The sequence below is a fragment of the Uliginosibacterium sp. H1 genome (genome assembly GCF_036017065.1).
GTDB lineage: Bacteria > Pseudomonadota > Gammaproteobacteria > Burkholderiales > Rhodocyclaceae > Uliginosibacterium.
In genome coordinates this window covers 1,597,037-1,617,245 of the sequence record NZ_JAYXHR010000001.1, presented here as the reverse complement: position 1 = coordinate 1,617,245, position 20,209 = coordinate 1,597,037, and the positions used below count along the sequence as shown (strand labels likewise).

The following is a 20,209-nucleotide window of genomic DNA, read 5'->3' as shown; positions in this document are numbered from 1 at the left end:
CAACGGAAAAATGGGGACATAACATGAGCGTCGTGCAGGTCGATCGGGTCGTGAAGCGCTATCGCCTGGGCGAGCAGGATGTCGTTGCCCTGAAGCGCGTGTCGCTCGACATCGAGGAAGGTGTCTTCATGGCGATCGCCGGTCCGTCGGGCAGCGGTAAATCCAGCCTGCTCAACCTCATCGGCTGCATCGACGAACCCAGCGAGGGGCGCATCCTCATCGACGGCCAGGACGTGGCCGGCCACACGCCGGACGAGCTCGCCGACCTGCGTTCCCGGACGATCGGCTTCATTTTCCAGACGTTCAACTTGCTTCCCGTGCTCACTGCCGCAGAGAATGTCGAGTACCCGATGCTGCGCCGGGCCGACATCGATGCGGCCGAGCGTGCCAAGCGGGTCAAGCATTATCTGGAGGTGGTCGGGCTGGCGCAGTACGCCAACCGGCGGCCGAACCAGCTTTCCGGCGGCCAGCGCCAGCGCGTGGCGATTGCACGGGCGCTGGCGATCCATCCGCGCATCGTGCTGGCGGATGAACCGACCGCCAACCTGGACCGCAAGACCGGTGACGAAATACTGCAACTCATGCGTGCAATCAACAAACAGACAGGGACGACCTTCATCTTCTCCACCCACGACAAACGCGTGATGGCCATGTCGAACCGACTGGTGCGCATCGAGGATGGCGAGGTCGCCATTCTCGGTATCCGCAATGCCAGCGGCTGGACCTACGTGAACGAGCGCCGCCGTACGCGTGCTGCCGCGGAGGCACGGCAATGAGTGCGCGAACCACCTGGGGGCTGAGCTTGCTGGCCATGCTGGCAACGGCGACGGCCAATGCCCAGAGTATGGACGACCTGTTCGGCGACGATCTGCCGAAGAAGGCCGCTCCCGCCGCGTCGGCTGCCAAGCCGCCAGCCGAAGGAGGGCTGCGCTTCTCCGGCTCGCTCGAAGCCAAGGCTGCCTACACCATGCCGAAGCCCGAGCACTGGTCGAACCTGCGGCTGCGGGGCCTGCTCAACGCGCAGGGTGGCTCGGGCAACGTGAAGTGGAAACTGGGTGCCCGCGCCGATGGCGATGCCGCCTATGCAGGCATGAACGAGGACATCTATCCCGCGCCGGTGCGCAAGGACCAGAAGCTGGGCTTCGAGTTGCGCGAGAACTACGCCGACGTGGAGCTGGGTGATGTCGGTTTGCGTCTGGGCAAGCAGCACATCGTGTGGGGCGAGATGGTGGGTCTGTTCGTCGCCGACGTGGTGTCGCCGCGTGACCGACGCGACTACCTGTCGCTGGAACTCGAACCGATCCGTCGCACGCAATGGGCGGCACGTGCCGAGCACTTTGCCGGGGACTGGCATTCCGAGGTCGTGCTGATCCCGGTGCAGACCTACGACAAGATCGGCAAGCCGGGGGCCGATTTCTACCCGTACCCCACGCCACCCACGCCGGGTTATGCCTACGTCATCAACGACGAGCAACGCCCGGAGCGTAACGCCTCGAATATGGGCGGTGGCTTGCGCAGCGGATTCATCAAGAATGGCTGGGACGTCTCCGGCTTTGCGTATATCAGCCGCGACGTGGCGCCGACCTACGAACGACAGGTCGTGACCGGACCGACGCCTGCCACGATCTACACGCCGGTGCATGACCGCATCCGCCAGTTCGGGGGCACGGTCTCGAAGGATCTCGATGGCGTCGTCCTGAAGGCCGAAGGGGTCTACACCAACGGGCGTCGCTTCACCGTCAACCGGCTGGACGATGCCGATGGCCTGCTGGCGGCCGACAGTTTCGATTACGCGGTGGGTGCCGACTTCACGCTTCCGGCGGATCTCAACCTGTACCTGCAGCTCACGCAGCGTGTCCTCACGCGTCATGACGTGTCGATGAATAACGACAAGGTGGAGAGCGGCGGCAGCGTGGTGTTGAAGCGCGGCTGGGGCAACTGGGAAAGCAGCGTGTTGTGGGCCAGCAGCCTGAACCGCAACGAGGGTTGGGTGAATACCCAGATCAGCTATCGCCTGCGACCGAACTCGCGCATCCGTTTCGGCGCGGAGTGGTTCTACGGGCCGGCGACCGGCTACTTCGGGCGCTACGACGCCAACGACCGGGTGTGGACGGAGTTCCAGCAGTCGTTCTGAGCAGGCTCTCCTGCAAAGCGGGAAAAGAACTGAAGAAGAGTTGAAAAAGAAGAGTGAAAAATAAAACGCCGGCGCGGATGCCGGCGTTTTTTGTTTCTGCGTGAAGCGCGAGGCCGGTTCAGGCCATTTCCCGGTGCTTGCCTGCTTCGTAGGCGGCATCCACCTGTTCGTTGATCGTGCGCCAAAGCGGTTTCATGAACATCCGCAGGCCCTTGATGATCTCGTCGACCTTCATCATCGATGGCAGGCGCGTGCCGCGATGCTGGATCGGCGCGCCGATGGGATGGATCTTCACGCCGATCTTGGAGAAGTGATCCGCCAGGCGAGGCTCGGTCAGCACGAACAGTGTTTCGACGCCCTGGCGTTTTGCCAGCGCGACCGTGCCCAGGTACAGCCCGACCGGGATGTATGGGAAACGAGGCATGTCCTTGGTGCCGAAGTCTTCCTTGTTCATCACGACTTCGCGCTTCTCGTCGCCCTTGCGGCGTCGGTAGCGACTTCGCACGGCGAGTCGCGACACTTCCGCAATGCTCTCGCGGGGCAAGGCTGCCGGATCGACGATCCTGCGGTTGATGCTTGCCTCGCAGAGCTTCTCGAAAGGCAGGATGCAGTCCTGGCTGTCACGACGGGCGAGTACCAGCCGGGTGCAACCGACCAGATCCAGCGGCGGGCCAGACTGCCGCATCAGGCAGTGCTGGCTGTACTGGTCGTACTCGTCGCTTTCCATGCGGTCGGGGCGTTCCGCTTCGTAGCGGAGCTCTTCGCAGTACACCTCGTGGCGGATGCGGTAGACCGCGTGGCGCACATCGTCGTCGATGGCGGGCACGATCTCGAAGTACTTCTTGAAGCCTTCGCCGAGGTTGAATGGACCAAACATTGGTTTTCCTCCCGAACCTGGCACGATGACCTGTGCATAGGGTTTGCCGTGCCACCGCCCTTTCGGGGCACTGTCTGCAGTCTAGACGCTTTGACGCAAAGCATCGACTACGGGTGTACGCGATACCCGCCAGGCGGGTAGCAGGGCTGCCAGGACGGTGGCAGCCACGCCGATGACGGCTGCGAGCAACACGTTCATCGGCAGTACCTGGATGCGCGCAAGGTAGCCGGTATTGGCATTGGGTGGCGGTGGCATGGGGATGCCGACCCAGGATGCCAGCCAGGCTGCACCGAGGCCGAGCGCCACGCCGAGCGCAGCGCCCAGCAGGCCGAGCATGAGGTGTTCGAGCAGGACGCTGCGCAGCACGTCGATGGGGCGATCGCCCAGGGCGCGTACCGTGCCGAACTCCGCCACGCGTTCAAAGATGCTCATGTTCACCGTGTTCGAGACGCCCAGCAGCACCATGCCCAGGATGATGAGCTGGAGGACGCCGAACTGGCGGGCATACAGCTCGCGGGTCTTGTCGTAGAAGTCGGACAACTTGCGCCAGGAACGCGCCTCCAGCGGCATGCCGGCCAGCGACGCCTGCAGGCGCGGCATGAACGCGTCGGTGTCGTCGGTCCTGTGCAAGGACACCACCAGCACGTTGGCGCCTGGCGTCTGCAGCAGGTCCTGCGCGGCGCCCAGGGGAATGCGCACGGCGTGGGCGTCGAAGTCCTTGGAGAAGGTACGGAAGACGCCGATCACCTCGAAATCCAGCGTGTTCAGTGCCCCTTCGGCGGTGTTGATCAAGAGGTTGATCCGCTCTCCCGGCGTCACCCCCATGGCGGTGGCAACGCCCTCGCCGATCATGATGCCGTCGAGGTCCTTTTCGTCGAGCATGCGTCCGGCCAGCACGGTGATCATGCTGCCGAGCCGCGCTTCCTTCGCGGGTTCCACACCTTCGCCGACGATGCCGTAGTCGCGCCGGCCATTGTTGATGACACCGGCAAAGCTGATGCGCGCCATGACGTCGTCCACCCCTTCGATGCCGCGGATACGCTTGGTCAGTGCCTCGGGTTGCTCGATCAGGTAACGGGTGGGATTGCGCGTGCCTTTCTCCATGAAGCCCTCGCGGCTCACCTGGGCGTGGCCGTACTGGGAATGGATTACCGCTTCGCCAAGCTGGACGAAGATGTCCTGCACGAAGCCACCGGCCAGGATGAGGCCGGCCACGCCGAGCGCGATGGCGGCCAGCGTCATGGCGGAGCGCACGCGGTGACGGAAGATGTTGCGGATGGCGAGCCGGGTCAGCATGGCTGGTCTAGCGACTGTGCCGCAACGCGTCGACGATGTTCATGCGGGAAGCCTTCCAGGCCGGGTACAGGCTGGCGGCCAGGGTGGTCAGCAGGGCTGTGAACAGCGCATCGCTCATGAGCGCGGGCGTCAGGCGTATCTGCCCGATGTAGCCACGCGCCATGCCCGGTGGCGGTGGCATCGGAATGCCGATCTGGGAGATGCCCCAGGCGAGCAGCCAGCCAAGGAGGACGCCGAGCAGGCCGCCCACGATGCCCAGCAACAGGCCTTCGGTGAGGAACTGGCCGAGTACGCCAACGCGTCGCGTGCCCAGGGCCATGATGGTGCCGATCTCGCTGGTGCGCTCCAGCACGCTCATGGTCAGCGTATTGGAGATCGACAGGACGATGATCACCGCGATGATCAGCTTCACCACGTCGACCTGGCGCGAGAACAGCGTGACCGTCTTGTTGTAGAAGTCCGCCTGCTCATACCAGGGTGACAGTTCGACACCGGCATTGCGCGTCGTATTGCGCAGCTGCGCCAGCGCAGTGTCCGTCTTCGCCGTGTCGTCGAGCAGCAGTACCCAGCTGGTCGCTCCCTCGACGCGCACCAGTTCGCGGGCCATGCCGATGGGCACGCGCAGGAAGTTGTCGTCGTAGGCCTTGGTGATCGTGGCGAACACGCCACGCACCTGTCCCTCCACCGCATTGATGCCGCCCCGCGCCGTGTTGGCAAGCAGCACGATGGTGTCGCCTGGCTTGATGCCGAGATTCGCCGCCAGGCCCTCGCCGACGAGAATGCCTTTGGCGTCGTCGGCGGACAGGTTCTGCCCGGCGACGATATTCACGCGCGTGGAGATGAGGGCTTCGCGCGCAGGATCTACCCCCTCACCGAGAAACGACAGCGTTTCCTCGCCGCGGCTCAGCATGCCGCTGAAGGACAGGCGGGGCGAGACGGCGCGCAGTCCGGGCAGGTCGGCCGGCACGCCGATGCGCGACGGGTCGCCCGGCAGCAGGAAGGCGTAGGGGTCGGAAACACCCTCCTTGAAGTAGCCCTGCTTGACGATCTGGATGTGGCCCAGCTGGGAATGGATCGTTGCCTCCCGCATGTCCAGGAAAATCCACTGGATGAATCCGCCCGCAAGCAGGAAGGCCACCAGGCCACCGACGATGGTGCCCAACGCCAGCAGGGAGCGCCTGCCATGGCGGAACAGGTTGCGCCCACAGAGTTGCAGCGTGGTCAGCCACCGCACTTGCATCATGGATCAGGGGGTCCTTGTCGCAGGTCGGACTACAGGTTGTAGCGGCCAGGGGCAATGATGTCCTGCGGATCGAAAACCTCTTTGAGCCGGCGGACGGTCTGCCAGTATGGGTCGTTGGCATCGACGATGCTGGACATCATATCGGCGCGCGCACGGTAGGGCTGAATACCGACGCGCTGGAAGAACGCCAGCATGTCGTCTGCGCACTGGTGTGCCCGCCGGGTCTGTTCGGCGTCGCGACGGTCGAACAGCAGGTTGAACACGCCGACCAGTGAGGTATCGGTCTCGATGTTGAGGGTCATGTAAAGCTCGAAGCCCGCGACCCGCGCGATCCGTTCCGATTCCTGGACGATGGGCACGGCCTCGCGACCATTGAGCGGTAGCGCCGGGTTGATGAACAGCAGTCCGCAAGGGGACTCGTCGAGGCGTGAGGCGGGCAGGTGCTCCGCATCGAACTTGAACAGCAGGTTCTCTATCGGCGCATCGGTCGGGATGCCCAGTGCCAGCCCATGCAAGGGCCGCACGCCCGCAATGGCGGCGGCCTGCGCGCGCGCCCAGCGTAGTCCGCGCAGTTTGTCCATCACGCCGAAGCCGGCATCGAGCAAACCGCTACTGACCACCCGCAGGCCGGCCAGATGGCGGGTGCGGGCGCGCGCTTCCCGGACGCGTGCCCGGACTTCCGCCTTGCTGCCGGAAGCGCCGCCCAGGCTGGCCCACTCGGAGGGACTGACGATCTGCAGGCATTGCCCGGCTTCGCGGATGGCGGCTTCCCGCGGCATGTGGCAGCGATCCATCAGATAACGAGCGGCGCCTGCGGCAAGCGATGCGTGCGTACGCGCACGGTTGCCGATGTGGGTCACCGAGCTGATGATCTTCTCCCGCTTCAGGGCAGCCAGTACGTCGATGAATTCGGACAGCCGCGCAGGGTCCTTGAGCGTCAGAGACAGGGCCACTTCGCAGGGGCGGCGTGGCTGTAGCCGGAAGCAGGCGCTGGTGACGATGCCGAAGTTGCCCTGGAAGAACAACCCGTCCAGCATCGGCCCCAGTCCATACGGGTGCGCATGGGCAAGCGGCGAGCTCTCGCCCAGCCTGCGGAAACCGGTATGAAGCACCTCGCCGGTCCCGGTCACGATCTCCAGGCCAAACAGGTCTTCCCGCCGCGGACCCAGATAGCCCACGCCGCGGTCCAGCGCGTTGCCGATCAGGCTCGTGTCCCGACCAGAGCCCGTCACGTTGAAAGTCCACTGTGGCGCATGCGCCTGGAGGTGCTCGTAGAGCATCTGCTGGGTGACGCCGGGGCCGACCACTGCCACCGGCTGCCCCTCCATCAGCTTGATTTCGCTCAGCGCTGACAGGTCGACTGCAACGGCCCCCGAGCGAGGCGCGCACCGAGAGCCGTAGCCCCAGTTGAGGCCGCGGCTCACTGGATAGAGTGGCGTACCAGTCGCCGTGGCCAGGCTGACCAGATACCGAACCTGCCCGGTTGCGGCAGGGAAAATAGTGCCGCTCGAAGAAGTCTGGTGCCCCGTCAGATTTCCTGGCTCGCTGCCGAGCGCTGGTTCGAAACGGATACCGTTGACGGCAAGTCCCTTCAGGAATTCGGATGCGATGGCGGGCATGTGACCGTTTGCAGCCAAAGACGATGGGCCGCCACTTTGCGCGGTGCCCCGTGACGCCGTCAAGCAGTGGTTGTCCGGTGTCGAGATGCTTTACAACCGTCCGGCACGCTATCCGGCGACCGTGTTTTTTTATTTAAAAATCAATTGGTTATTCTTGTGGCACGTGGGTTGCTTAAAGGAGCTCGCCTCAATAGCTTTGCTTCCAAGGAGATTTACGATGAAATTTGCAATGAAGAAGATTGCCGCCGTGTGCGCAGTCGGCGTGGTGGGTGCCTTCGGCGCCTCCGCTGCCAACGCTGCCGCCGTGGCCACCGCTTACCTGAACGTGACCGACTTCAAGATCAACGTTGTCAGTGGTTCGCTGGCTGCGCTGAACTTCACCAACAACATCGACTCCAGCGCCAAGCTGAACGGCGCCGTTGATGCTACGCCGGAAGCGGTCGCTGGCCCGGGTTCGTTCCTGTCTGAACTGTCGGTCATCGGTGCAGACGGCGCATCCTACAATCCTGGTGTGGCTTACACCACCAACCCTGGCGACCTGTACTACGCCGGTTCCTACGCCGAGCGTGATGGCGATGCCCGTACCGCTGCCGGTGCTCGCGCCCTGACCGACGCAACCGTCGTTCTGGACAGTAACGGCGATGGCTCGTCCCAGACCAACACTGGCGTGACCGGCTTTGCCACGCTGACGCTGACTGACTCGCTGACCTTCAACCTGAGCTTCCTGTACGACTACTTCATTCGTGTCGACCTGGATCAGCCGAAGACCAGCGTGCTGGCCAGCCTGGCCTGGAGCCTGGAAGTCCGCCAAGGCGCCACCAAGGTCATCGACCTCGAAGCAATCGATCTGGTGGTTGGCGTGGATAGCACCATCGACGAGTACAGCGCCGGTGGTGATGACCTCGGCTTCCTGTCGGCCAATTACACCCTTGGCCCGGGCACGTACCAATTCGCCCTGCGTCAAACCGCTCAAGCTGATGCCAGCCTGATCCCCGAGCCGGGTTCCCTGGCTCTGGCCGGTCTGGGCCTGCTGGGTCTGGGTGCGTTGCGTCGTCGCAAGTCTGCTTAAGTAGATTCTGCTTCAGCAAAAAGGAACGCTTCGGCGTTCCTTTTTGTTTTGGTATTTTCGGCGGACGTCCTGTCCTTGCGGACAGATTGTTTGTGGAATATCAGCGGGTAACATACCGTCCGCAGTGATGACATGAGTTGTCGTGTGCGGCACGCTGTGCGGTATTTCCAGCCGCCCGAGGTGCGTTTGATTACCATCCGTAAGGTTTATTGCGCCGCGGAACCGGCGTTGCAGGAGCCCCTCGAAATGAAATCACTCAACTTGTCCGGCCGTAGTGCATTTGTGGCCTTGCTGCTGATCATGCTTGTAGGTTGCGCAAGTTCGTCCTATCCGCCCGCGCCCGCCAAGGCATCGTCGCCCGATTACAACTACGTGATCGGGCCGGGCGATTCGGTCAACATCATGGTCTGGCGCAACCCTGAACTCTCCATGGCGGTTCCGGTGCGCCCGGACGGCAAGATCACGGCTCCGCTGGTGGAGGATCTGCCGGCTATCGGCAAGGATGCCGTCAGCTTGGCGCGTGATATCGAGAAGGCGCTGGCCAAGTACATCCGCGATCCGGTGGTGACCGTCATCGTCACCAACTTCGTTGGTCCCTACAGCGAGCAGATCCGCGTCATCGGCGAGGCTGCTAAGCCGCAGACCCTGCCGTACCGCCAGAACATGACCCTGCTCGATGTGATGATCGCCGTCGGTGGCATCACCGATTTTGCCAATGGCAACGGTGCGAGCATCCTGCGCACGTCAGAAGGCACCAAGCAGTACGCCGTCCGCCTGAAGGACCTCCTGAAGAGTGGCGACGTGTCCGCCAACGTCGAAGTCAAACCGGGTGACGTACTGGTCATTCCGCAAAGCTGGTTCTGATCCCTCCTGCGTGCCGGCGCTCGCGTCGGCACGTGTTCTTCCGCCGGACGGCATCTTCCGTCCAGCCCGCCTGAAAGAAACCGGATACGACGATGGATGAGTTGCTGCGTCAGTTGATGACCCATTTGCGTGCCATGTGGGCTTACCGCTGGTGGGGGTTGGCCCTCGCCTGGGTGATTGGTGCGGTAGGTGCCGTGGTCATCTACATGCTGCCCGACAAGTACGAGGCTTCTGCGCGCATCTACGTCGATACGCAATCCGTGCTGGCGCCGCTGATGGCTGGTCTTGCGGTTCCTACTGATGTGAACCAGCAAGTGAATATGCTGACCAAGACGCTGGTCAGTCGTCCCAATGTCGAGAAACTCATCCGCATGGCGGACCTGGATCTGGCGGTGCGCACGCCGGTCGAGCGCGAGGCGCTGATTGCCGACGTCACCAAGCGGGTCCGCATCCAGGGAACCGGGCGCGACAACCTGTACACGCTGAGCTTCATGGACGGCCAGGCCGATCGGGCCAAGCGCGTCGTCCAGAGCCTGGTGTCGATCTTCGTGGAGTCCGGTTTGGGCGACAAGCGCAAGGACACCGACAGCGCCCGCCGTTTCATCGAAGAGCAGATCAAGAACTACGAGCAGAAACTGGATGAGGCCGAGACGCGTCTGAAGGATTTCCGCCTCAAAAACCTAGCGCTGCTTGGTGAATCCGGCAAGGACTCCCTCGCGCAGATCGGCGAGGTGACAGTGGCCTTGCGTCAGTCGCGCCTGCAGTTGCGCGAGGCAGAGAACTCACGCGATGCACTCAAGCGGCAACTTGTTGGCGAGGAGCCTGTCCTGTTGCCCGAGAATGCATCACCCAGCACTTCCGGCATTTCCATCCCGGAGCTCGATGGGCGTATCGAGGCACTGAAGAAGTCGCTGGACGAGTTGCTGCGCAGCTATACCGAGCTTCACCCCGATGTTGTCGGCACTCGCAAGGTCCTGGCCTCGCTGGAGGCGCAGCGCGCCGAAGAGGTCAAGGCACGTCGCAAGCCGGGCAGCTCGACGATCAGTACGCAGACCAATCCTGTTTACCAACAGATGAAACTGTCCCTGGCAGAGTCCGAGGCCGCCGTTGCTTCGCTGCAGACCCGGGTCGCGGAATATGACGCCCGGCTGGCGCAGATCCAGCAGATGGTGAAGCTGGGACCGCAGATCGAGCAGGAGTTTGCGCAGCTGAACCGGGACTACGAGGTTCACAAGCGCAACTACGAAACCCTGGTTTCCCGTCGCGAATCCGCCAATCTTTCCGTGGAGATGCAGGCAACGTCCGGCGTGGCCGAATTCCGGCTGGTCGATCCGCCCAGCGTGCCCAGCAAGCCGTCGGCACCCAACCGGATGCTGCTGTTGCCTGCAGTCGGAATCCTGGCGTTGATCCTGGGGGCAGGTCTCTGCTTCCTGATCAGTCAGGTCAGGCCTTCGTTCCACGACAGTCGCTCGCTTCGCGAAACCACGGGTTTGCCGATCCTCGGATCAATCTCGCTTAACCGTACTCCCGACCGCAAGCGCGCCGATCTCCGGAAAAAATACGCCTTCCTCGGGGCCGTCGCCACATACATAGGTGCCTTTGGTGCCGTGATGGGGCTGGCGGCCTGGATGGGACGCGCGTGAGGACAGCATGAGCATCATCGAAAAAGCCGTTGAACGGCTCGACCAACTGAAGAAAGCTGGCGTAGATGTGCCGGCGGTTTCCGTCCCTCAGCCAGCCGAAGCGCAGCCCTCTCAGCCGGCTCCGGTTGTGCAGACGCCGCCACCTGCGGCGCCCGTGGCGAAGGTCGCGCCGCCTCAATGGCCGGTGGACGATGCTGGTCAGAGCAAGCGCGTCAACATCGATCTCACCCGCCTTGAAATGCAGGGCTTCGTGACCCCGAACAACTCCCGTTCGATCATTTCGGAAGAGTTCCGCGTCATCAAGCGGCCCATCCTGAAAAACATCGACGGTGGCGTTGCCGGCAAACATGCCAACCTCATCATGGTGACCAGTTCGGTGCCGGGCGAGGGCAAGAGCTTCAGCTCGATCAACCTAGCCATCAGCATGGCGATGGAGCTCGACCACACCGTGCTGCTGGTGGATGCCGACGTGTCGCGGCCATCGGTGCTCAACCATCTCGGCCTGCCGCCGGCGCCTGGTTTGATGGACGTCCTGCTCAACCCCGGCCAGGATCTGGGCGAGGTGCTGTTGCGGACCAATATCGACAAGCTCACCTTGCTGCCGGCTGGCGTCCCGCACCAGCGCGCGACCGAGTTCCTCGCCAGCGACGCGATGGTCGGTCTGCTCGACCAGATCGCGACCCGCTATCACGACCGTATCGTGATCTTCGATTCGCCGCCCCTGTTGGCGACCACCGAAGCGCGCGTACTGGCCACCCACATGGGGCAGGTCGTCATGGTCGTGGAGGCCGCGCGCACCACGCATGCGATGGTGAAGCAGGCTCTCGCGACCATCGAAGCCTGTCCGATCCGCCTGATGCTGCTCAACAAGTTGCGCGATGCCGGGGCGGGGGCTTACGGGTATTACACGCCATACGGCTATGGCAATGCGTCGGCGCGCTAAGCGTCATCGCCGACCGGCTGCTGCCCGACCGTCGCCCCGGCTGCGGTTGCTTTGCATTGCGATGCTGACCGCAACCCCCACTTTTGTAGCGGCCCAGTCGTGGCGCCTGGGGGCGGATGTGCGGGTTCGCGAAGCGTTCACCGATAACGTTCGGCTGTCGGGTACCAATCCCGAGTCCGACTGGGTCACCGAGGTGGCGCCCGGCGTCAGTCTGTCGGGACGCAGTGCACGCGTACGTGGCAACCTGAACGCGCGGCTCAACAGCTACTACCACACGACCGACACTGACTCGAACAATACCAATCTGGATCTGTTCGGCGGCGGGACGGTCGAGGCGATCGAAGACACGCTGTTTGTCGATGCCGATGCACGGGCATCACAGGAAGTCCTGTCGAGTTTCGGCGCATCCTCGCCCGATGGCATCAATACGAACGAGAATTCCGCCCAGTACTACAGCTTGTCGATCACCCCGCGGGCTTACTGGCGTCTCGGTTCGAGTGGCACCGGGGAGGCGCGCTATCGCCTGGGATATTCCGGTGCGGATACCAGCGCCTACGACACCCGGCTCACCCATGACTGGACACTCGCACTGCGCAATGGATCTGCGTGGGGACGGGCGGGCTGGGAACTGGTGGGTCTGGGCTCTTCCAACGAGTACGACCGTGGCCGTGACCAGTCGATGGCGCGCTTGCGTGCCGCGTTCGTGTACACGGTGAGCGGCTCCCTCAAGCTGCGCCTGTTCGGCGGGCAGGAGCGCAACAACTTCACCTCGCGGGATCAGGAAAGCTATACGAACTGGGGCGGCGGTGTCGAATGGCGGCCCAGTGAGCGGACGCTGTTTTCAGCAGAAGCGGAGGATCGCTTCTTCGGGACCGGCTACAACATCCGCTTCTCCCATCGTCGCCCGCGCAGCAGCGTGGACATGCATTTCTCGCGCGATGTGAGTTCCAATTCGGATGCGATCAACGGAGGCTCCAGCTACTTCCTGCTGCTGGAGCAGGAGGAACGGCTGCTGGAGTCGCAGATTCCCGACGTGACGCAGCGTCGCCAGGTCGCCATCCTCCGTCTCGCCTTGCAGGGCATTACCCCACAGAATGCCGCGCAGCTGGGCGGCCTGAGCAGTACGCGCACGATCAACCGGGTCGGACGGATCACCCTGGTGGCAAGCGGGCTACGCAACGACTTCAGCCTGAGCCTCAGTCGCCTGCAGCGGGACACTTTCTTCAATCAGGCGCTGAGCGCCGTGAGCGATGATTTCTCGCGTTACGGCAGGGTGATCGACTACGTGGCCTTCGTGGGCTGGAATACCCGCCTTTCGCCACGGACCAGCGTCAACGCCGGTCTTACCTATACCGATTCAGAGGGTAGTAACAGTGGATCGCCGGATACATCCCGGCAGCAAAAGGATGTCACGCTGGGGCTGAACACCACGTTCGGTTCCCACTCCAACGGTGGCTTGCAGTACCGCCGTTCGAATTCCAGCGGCAGCGCGACATACACCGAGAATGCGGTGTCCGCGTTCCTGGCATACCGCTTCTGAGGCGAGTCATGTACGAGTCCTTCTACGGCTTCAGCGCCAAACCGTTCCAGCTCAACCCCGACCCGAGTTTCTACTACGGCAGTCGCGGTCACCGTCGGGCCATGGCGTACCTGGAATACGGGTTGCATCAGAACGAAGGCTTCATCGTCATCACGGGCGAGGTCGGTGCGGGGAAGACCACCCTGGTACGCAGCCTGTTGCAGAAGCTGGATCAGGCATCGGTCGTGGCGGCGCATCTGGTCAGCACGCAGATTGATGCCGATGACATCTTGCGCCTGGTGGCCGCGGCCTTCGGCATCCCGGCCAAGGGCGTCGAGAAGGCCGATCTCCTACTGGCGCTGGAGGGTTTCCTGGTATCGGTGACGGCGTCCGGCAAGCGTGCCCTGCTGATAGTGGACGAGGCGCAGAACCTCACGCCACAGGCGGTGGAGGAGCTACGCATGCTGTCGAATTTCCAGCTCGAAGACCATGCCCTCCTGCAGAGCTTCCTGGTCGGTCAACCTGAATTCCGCGAGACCATGCAGAGCCCGCACATGCAGCAGTTGCGGCAGCGGGTCATCGCCTCGTACCACCTCGGGCCGATGGACGCGGACGAAACCCGGGCCTACATCGAACACCGCCTGAAGCATGTCGGCTGGCGGGGCGATCCGCGCATCGAACCGTCTGCGCATGCCGCGATCCATACCTTTTCCGGCGGGGTGCCGCGCCGGATCAACACCACCTGCGATCGCCTGCTGCTGGCCGCCTTCCTGGCCGAGCGCCATGTCCTGACCGAAGGTCATGTGGAGGAGGTGGTGCGCGAGATCCGCGAGGAGGGCGCTTCGCGTGGCCCGGCGGCGGTAGCCCCAGTGGCTTCGCGCGCCGACCTCAGTGCACTGCAGGCTTCGCTGGCCGCGTTGCCGGGTCTGCCGACTGACCCGTCTACGCTGAAAGCCCTGGGCGACGTGGCGGCGGGCTTCCAGGCTTCACGTCTTGAAGAACGCATCGCACGGCTGGAAACAGCCTTCGCGGCCTTCGCCGGGTTGTTGCAGCAAGCGGCGCCGCGTCCCGCGCCCGTGGCGCCACGAGCCATCGGCGGCGACGGCAAGAAGACCGCCAGCGGCAGCTGATCCATCCATATCGATCCAACGCCACGACTCAACGCATTCAACGTCCGATCATGAACAACGCACTCACCATCGACGTCGAAGACTATTTCCAGGTCTCTGCCCTGGCGCCGCACTTCCCGCGCAACGACTGGGACAAGGTGCCATGCCGCATCGAGCGCAACATGGAGCTGATCCTCGCCATGCTGCACGAATACGGCGCCAAGGCCACCTTCTTCACCCTGGGCTGGATTGCCGAGCGTCATCCGAAGCTGATCCGCCTGATCGTCATGGAAGGGCATGAGCTGGCCAGCCACGGTTACGGCCACGAGCGTGCTTCCGACCAGTCGCGCGGTGCATTCCTCGCCGACGTGCAGCTGGCCAAGGCGGTGCTGGAGGACATCGGTGGCGTCGAAGTGCGTGGCTATCGCGCGCCGAGCTTCTCCTTCGGCAAGACCAATCCCTGGGCGCACGATTGCCTGCGTGAGGCGGGCTATGCGTACAGCTCCAGCGTCTACCCGGTCGTGCACGACCACTACGGCATGCCGGACGCGCCGCGCTTTGCCTACCAGATGGAGAACGGCCTGATCGAACTGCCGATCACCACGGTGCGCGCTGCGGGCCGCAACTGGCCGGCTGGCGGTGGCGGCTACTTCCGCCTGCTGCCTTACGGCATGTCGCGCTGGATGATCGAGCGCTTCAACCGTATCGAGGGTCGTCCGGCCATCTTCTATTTCCACCCCTGGGAGATCGACCACGAACAACCCAGGGTGACGCAGGCTTCCGCCAAGACGCGTTTCCGTCACTACATCAATCTGGCCAAGACCGAAACGCGCTTGCGCCAGCTGCTCACCGACTTCCAGTGGGGCCGCGCAGACGACATCTTCCTGCCCGAGTTCGCGCTGGCCAAGAAAGCCGCCTGATCCCCGCCATGACTTCCGTTGCCGCAGCCGGGCTGCACGTACGCAGCCTGGCAGACAGTGATCGCCCGCGCTGGGACGCCTTTGTCCAGGCTTGTCCGGCTGCGACCTTCTTCCATCTTTCCGCCTGGCGCAACCTGATCGCGGAGGTGTTCGGCCACAAGCCGCATTACCTCTACGCCGAGCGCGACGGCGCCATCGTTGCGGTGCTGCCGCTCGTGGAGATCCGCAGCCGTCTCTTCGGCCATGCCCTGACGTCCCTGCCCTTTGCCGTGTACGGCGGCATCGCGGGTGACGACCTGGAAGCCCGCCTGATGCTCGAGGCCAGTGCCGACGCCCTGGCGCAGCAACTCGGTGTCGCACATCTGGAATATCGCAACCTGCAGCCGGCACACGCCGACTGGCCGCGCCAGGATCTCTACGTCACCTTCCGCAAGGAATTGCTGCCCGACGAGGAGGCCAACATGCTGGCGATTCCGCGCAAGCAGCGCGCGATGGTGCGCAAGGGCATCTCGAACGGCCTGATCGCCGCGCATGATCCCGACGTCGAGCGCTTCTTCGCGGTCTACGCCGACAACGTGCGCCGTCACGGCACGCCTGCGATGCCGAAGAAGTGGTTTGCCGCGCTGTGCGACACCTTCGGCAACGACTGCGAGGTGCTCACCGTCACTGACGCCGGCGGGCAGCCGCTCAGCAGCGTGCTGAGCTTCTACTTCCGTGGCGAGATCCTCCCGTACTATGCCGGCGACATGCCGGCTGCGCGTGATCTGGCTGCCAACGACTTCAAGTACTGGTCGCTGATGCAGCGCGCCCTCGCACGCAATTGCCACCTGTTCGACTACGGTCGCAGCAAGGTCGGTACCGGCCCGTACAGCTTCAAGAAGAACTGGGGTTTCACGCCGCAGCCACTGTCCTACGAGTACCGCCTGTACAAGCGCGAAGCGGTGCCGCAGAACAACCCCAACAACCCCAAGTTCCGCGCCTTCATTGCCATGTGGAAGCGCCTGCCACTGCCGGTGGCCAACACGCTGGGGCCTTTCATCGTCCGCAATCTGGGTTGAGCATGCCGGCCACCGACGCACGACCGCCGCTGCTCTACCTGGTCCACCGCATTCCCTATCCGCCCAACAAGGGCGACAAGGTGCGCTCCTTCAACCTGCTGCGCCATCTGTCGCGACGCTGGCGTGTGTATCTCGGCACCTTCGTCGATCATCCCGACGACTGGCAGCATGTGGCGGCGCTGTCGGAGTGGTGTGCAGAGGTAAAGGTGGAGGGCCTGCAGCCGCGTACTGCAAAGCTGCTGTCCCTGCGCGGCTTGCTGACCGGGGAAGCGCTGACCTTGCCGTACTACCGCAACGGCGCGATTCAGCGCTGGGTGGACGAGGTGGTCGCACGCGAGGGCATCCGGCACACGGTGGTGTTTTCGTCGTCGATGGCGCAGTACGTGGCGGACCAGCCGGCCTTGCGCCGGGTGGTGGATTTCTGTGATGTGGACTCCGCCAAGTGGACCCGCTATGCCGCCGACCACGTGGGCGCGATGGCCTGGCTGTATCGCCGCGAGGGCCGCTTGCTCGCCGGTTTCGAGCGCCGCATCGGCGAGGCGGTGGATGCCAGCGTGCTGGCGACGGAGGCCGAGGCCGAGCTGTTCCGCGCCGTTGCGCCAGCGGCTAGCAGCCGCACCCATGCCATCAGCAACGGCGTGAATGCCGAGTTCTTCTCGCCGGAGGCCGAGCGGATCAGCCCCTATGCGGCGGACGAGCAGGCCGTGGTGTTCACCGGTGCGATGGACTACTGGCCCAACATCGATGCCGTGTGCTGGTTCGCGCGCGACATCTGGCCCGCCCTGCGCACGCGCCTTTCACGGGCCCGCTTCTACGCGGTGGGCATGAACCCCAGCGAAGAGGTGCGCGCGCTGGCGGGAATTCCGGGGGTTACCGTCACCGGCACCGTGCCCGACGTGCGACCCTATGTGCAGCATGCCGCAGCGGTCGTGGCGCCACTGCGCATCGCGCGCGGCGTGCAGAACAAGATCCTCGAGGCCATGTCCATGGGCCGCCCGGTTGTCGCCTCGCGGACCTGCGCCCAGGGTCTCGACGCGCGTGCCGACGAAGACCTGTTGCTGGCCGACAGCGTCGATGAATACGTGGACGCCGTGAGCGCCTGCCTGGACGGCCGTCGCGATACGGCCGAGCTCGGCCGCCATGCACGCGCACGCGTGCTGGCTTCCTACAGCTGGGATGCGCATCTCGCGCAGATCGACCCTTTGCTGCAACCCTTGCCGACCTGAGCCGGAATCGCGATGAGCCCGACGATGAACACCGAATCCCGCCGCATCCTCATCGTGCCGTTGCTGGCACTGGCCGTCACCGTCGCACTGCTGCTCGTCTTCCATGTGACCGTGCTGGACATGGTGCGGGTGTGGAACGAATCGGAAACCTATACCCACGGCTACGTGATCCTGCCGATCTCGCTGTGGCTGATGTGGCGCGAACGTGTCGCCATCCTGCATGCGGGGTTCCGCCCCGGCTGGCTGGCGCTGCCGCTGATTGCCGCATCCGGCTTCGTGTGGCTGCTGGGCGACATGGCGGGGGCGTCGGTAGGCACCCACCTTGGCCTGGTGGGCATGCTGGCCGGCTGCCTGTGGGCCGTGATCGGAACGCCGGCCGCGCGCGTGGCCTGGTTTCCGCTGGTCTTCCTGGTCTTCATGGTGCCGGCCGGTGACTTCCTGCTGCCGGTGTTGATGGCGCACACCGCCGACTTCACCGTCGCGGCGCTGCGCCTGACCGGAATCCCGGTGTATCGGGAAGGGCTGGTCTTCGTTATTCCCAGCGGCCAGTGGTCGGTGGTGGAGGCCTGCAGCGGCCTGCGCTACCTCATCGCGTCCATCATGGTCGGGGCCTTGTTTGCGTACCTCAGCTATCGCAGCTGGTGGCGGCGCGCGCTGTTCCTGCTGGCTTCCGTGCTGGTGCCGCTGGTGGCGAACTGGCTGCGTGCCTACATGATCGTCATGCTGGGCCACCTGTCCGGCAACAAGCTGGCCGTGGGGGCGGACCACCTGATCTACGGCTGGGTGTTCTTCGGCGTCGTCATGTTCGCGCTGTTCTGGGTGGGTGGCTGGTGGCGCGAGGATGCCGCGGAACCTACCCGCGAATCGATCAACTGGGCTGGCGTGACGGTCGTGCGCAACGGTGTGTTGCAGGCAGCCGTGGCGGCGCTGGCCGTTGCGGTGCTGTGGCTGCCGCTGCGTTCTGCGCTGGAGCAGAGTGGCGAAGTCAGCCTGGCCCTGCAGGCACCGGCGCCGGCGGCGGGCTGGACGCGGGACGCTGCGCCTGCGGCAGGCTGGATCCCGAACTACGACGGCATGCGCGGATCCTTGCAGGTCAGCTATCGCAAGGATGGCGAGCCGGTCACGCTCTACGTCGCCTACTACGCCCACCAGACAGTGGGGCACGAGCTGGTGCAGTGGAGCAACCAGTTGATGGACGAAACGCAGCGCAAGGCCTGGCAGTTGCCGAGCCTGCGCGGCGGCACCCTGCCAGTGGCGCAGGGAACGCGCGGCGTGACGGAGATCGGTTTCCAGAGCGCCATGAACCAGCAGGCCTGGTACTGGTACTGGCTGGACGGCACGCTGACGACCAGCGAGCCGCGCGCCAAGCTCGACCTGGCCCTGAAACGCCTGAGCCTGCGTGACGACGACTCCGCCGCGGTGTTCATCATCGCGCGCGGCGGCCTGGCAGCGCGGACGGCGGCCGAGGCTTTCGTGCGTGACCATGGCACGGCCATCGATGCCATGCTGCAGCAGGCGCGCGTACGCGATTGAGGCTGCAGATGTCGCCACGTCACATCGTCCATGTGGTCTACAGCTTCCGCGTCGGCGGGCTGGAGAACGGCATGGTGAACCTCATCAACAACCTGCCGGTCGAGCGCTACCGCCACACCATCGTCGCGCTGACCGATGCCGACCCCGTCTTCTGCGGTCGCATCCGTCGCAAGGACGTCGAGGTGATCTCGCTGCACAAGCAGCCGGGCCATGGCGTCAAGCTGTACCCGCGCATGTGGAAGCTGTTCCGCGCGCTGCGTCCGGACGTGGTGCACACCCGCAACCTGGCCGCGCTGGAGATGAGCGTGCCGGCCTGGGCCGCCGGCGTGCCGGTGCGCGTGCATGGCGAACACGGTCGGGACGTCGACGACCCGGACGGCAGTAACCGGCGCTACCAGCGCGTACGCAAGCTGTACCGTCCTTTCGTGAAGCAATACATTGCGCTGTCGCGCGAGTTGCAGTCATATCTGCAAGGCCCCGTGCAGGTGCCGGACGAGCGCGTCGAGCTGATCTGCAACGGCGTGGATGCGGAGCGCTTCCATCCGGTGTCGCCACGTGCCGCGGTGGAGGGGAGTCCCTTCAACGATCCCGCTCTGTGGGTCATCGGGACGGTCGGCCGCGTGCAGGCGGTGAAGGATCACGTCGGCCTGGTGCGGGCCTTTGCGAAGCTGCTGCGGGATGGTGGCGATGCTGCCGCGCAGGCGCGCCTGATGATCGTCGGCGATGGTCCCCTGCGCGGGGAGGTGGAAGCGACTGCACGCAGCGAGGGCGTGGCTGACAGGCTGTGGCTGACCGGCGAGCGCAGCGATGTGCCGCAACTCATGCAGGCGATGGATTGCTTCACGCTGCCGTCACTGGGAGAGGGTATTTCCAACACCGTGCTGGAGGCGATGGCCTGTGGCCTGCCGGTGGTGGCCAGTGCGGTGGGAGGCAACCCGGAACTGGTGCGCGAGGGCGAAACCGGCATGCTGGTGCCGGCTGCCCAGCCGGATGCCCTGGCTGCGGCGCTGCTCACCTATGTGCGGCAACCCGCGCTGGCGCAGGCGCACGGCCGGGCGGGGCGGGCCCGCATCGACGCAGAATTCTCGCTGACGGGCATGGTGGCGCGTTACGACCGCCTGTATCAGCAACTGACAACGAACAAGAGATAGATACC

At 64.4% G+C, this 20,209-nt stretch carries 17 protein-coding genes; 13 read left to right on the top strand and 4 right to left on the bottom strand.

Annotated elements, in window-relative coordinates; genetic code table 11:
- Positions 1-23: 23 nt before the first annotated feature.
- Complete coding sequence (locus VVD47_RS07390; RefSeq protein WP_327602760.1) at positions 24-776, top strand: ABC transporter ATP-binding protein; 753 nt, start codon at positions 24-26, stop codon at positions 774-776.
- The gene (locus VVD47_RS07385) at positions 773-2,134 is read left to right on the top strand and encodes a DUF1302 family protein (protein WP_327602759.1); all 1,362 of its coding nucleotides are present in this window, start codon (positions 773-775) and stop codon (positions 2,132-2,134) included. The genes VVD47_RS07390 and VVD47_RS07385 overlap by 4 nt, the downstream gene beginning before the upstream one ends.
- Positions 2,135-2,252: 118 nt before the next feature.
- Here the strand turns inward: VVD47_RS07385 and VVD47_RS07380 are convergent, their stop codons facing one another.
- The 4 genes from VVD47_RS07380 to VVD47_RS07365 form a co-directional block, all read right to left on the bottom strand.
- The gene (locus VVD47_RS07380) at positions 2,253-3,011 is read right to left on the bottom strand and encodes a PEP-CTERM/exosortase system-associated acyltransferase (RefSeq protein ID WP_327602758.1); all 759 of its coding nucleotides are present in this window, start codon (positions 3,009-3,011) and stop codon (positions 2,253-2,255) included.
- An 81-nt stretch (positions 3,012-3,092) separates the two neighbouring features.
- Entirely contained in the window at positions 3,093-4,307 is a 1,215-nt protein-coding gene (locus tag VVD47_RS07375) for an ABC transporter permease (RefSeq protein ID WP_327602757.1), read from the bottom strand.
- A gap of 7 nt (positions 4,308-4,314) precedes the next feature.
- Positions 4,315-5,550 carry an ABC transporter permease gene (locus tag VVD47_RS07370; protein ID WP_327602756.1) on the bottom strand — a complete coding sequence of 412 codons (1,236 nt, stop codon included), beginning with the start codon at positions 5,548-5,550 and terminating at the stop codon, positions 4,315-4,317.
- A 29-nt stretch (positions 5,551-5,579) separates the two neighbouring features.
- A complete protein-coding gene (locus tag VVD47_RS07365) occupies positions 5,580-7,169 on the bottom strand; it encodes an FAD-binding oxidoreductase (RefSeq protein ID WP_327602755.1) in 1,590 nt (529 codons plus the stop codon).
- A 229-nt stretch (positions 7,170-7,398) separates the two neighbouring features.
- On the opposite strand from VVD47_RS07365, the gene VVD47_RS07360 reads away from it, so the two are divergent.
- From VVD47_RS07360 to VVD47_RS07310, 11 genes are all read left to right on the top strand, one after another.
- Positions 7,399-8,238: an EDSAP-1 family PEP-CTERM protein gene (locus VVD47_RS07360; RefSeq protein WP_327602754.1), complete on the top strand. Its 840-nt coding sequence runs from the start codon at positions 7,399-7,401 to the stop codon at positions 8,236-8,238.
- Between the two features lie 246 nt (positions 8,239-8,484).
- Positions 8,485-9,102, top strand: a complete 618-nt coding sequence (locus tag VVD47_RS07355) for an XrtA/PEP-CTERM system exopolysaccharide export protein (protein WP_327602753.1) — start codon at positions 8,485-8,487, stop codon at positions 9,100-9,102.
- A 92-nt stretch (positions 9,103-9,194) separates the two neighbouring features.
- The gene (locus tag VVD47_RS07350; protein ID WP_327602752.1) at positions 9,195-10,745 is read left to right on the top strand and encodes an XrtA system polysaccharide chain length determinant; all 1,551 of its coding nucleotides are present in this window, start codon (positions 9,195-9,197) and stop codon (positions 10,743-10,745) included.
- A gap of 7 nt (positions 10,746-10,752) precedes the next feature.
- On the top strand, positions 10,753-11,688 hold the full coding sequence (locus tag VVD47_RS07345) for an XrtA-associated tyrosine autokinase (protein WP_327602751.1): 936 nt from the start codon (positions 10,753-10,755) through the stop codon (positions 11,686-11,688).
- A gap of 61 nt (positions 11,689-11,749) precedes the next feature.
- Positions 11,750-13,228 carry a TIGR03016 family PEP-CTERM system-associated outer membrane protein gene (locus VVD47_RS07340; RefSeq protein WP_327602750.1) on the top strand — a complete coding sequence of 493 codons (1,479 nt, stop codon included), beginning with the start codon at positions 11,750-11,752 and terminating at the stop codon, positions 13,226-13,228.
- A gap of 8 nt (positions 13,229-13,236) precedes the next feature.
- Positions 13,237-14,337, top strand: a complete 1,101-nt coding sequence (locus VVD47_RS07335; protein ID WP_327602749.1) for an XrtA/PEP-CTERM system-associated ATPase — start codon at positions 13,237-13,239, stop codon at positions 14,335-14,337.
- A gap of 50 nt (positions 14,338-14,387) precedes the next feature.
- Complete coding sequence (locus tag VVD47_RS07330; protein WP_327602748.1) at positions 14,388-15,236, top strand: XrtA system polysaccharide deacetylase; 849 nt, start codon at positions 14,388-14,390, stop codon at positions 15,234-15,236.
- A gap of 8 nt (positions 15,237-15,244) precedes the next feature.
- Positions 15,245-16,294, top strand: a complete 1,050-nt coding sequence (locus VVD47_RS07325; protein WP_327602747.1) for a FemAB family XrtA/PEP-CTERM system-associated protein — start codon at positions 15,245-15,247, stop codon at positions 16,292-16,294.
- Between the two features lie 2 nt (positions 16,295-16,296).
- A complete protein-coding gene (locus tag VVD47_RS07320; protein ID WP_327602746.1) occupies positions 16,297-17,520 on the top strand; it encodes a TIGR03087 family PEP-CTERM/XrtA system glycosyltransferase in 1,224 nt (407 codons plus the stop codon).
- Between the two features lie 24 nt (positions 17,521-17,544).
- Positions 17,545-19,053, top strand: coding sequence for an exosortase A (gene xrtA, locus VVD47_RS07315; RefSeq protein ID WP_327602745.1), 1,509 nt, complete (start codon positions 17,545-17,547; stop codon positions 19,051-19,053).
- A gap of 8 nt (positions 19,054-19,061) precedes the next feature.
- Entirely contained in the window at positions 19,062-20,204 is a 1,143-nt protein-coding gene (locus tag VVD47_RS07310) for a TIGR03088 family PEP-CTERM/XrtA system glycosyltransferase (RefSeq protein WP_327602744.1), read from the top strand.
- Positions 20,205-20,209 lie beyond the last annotated feature (5 nt).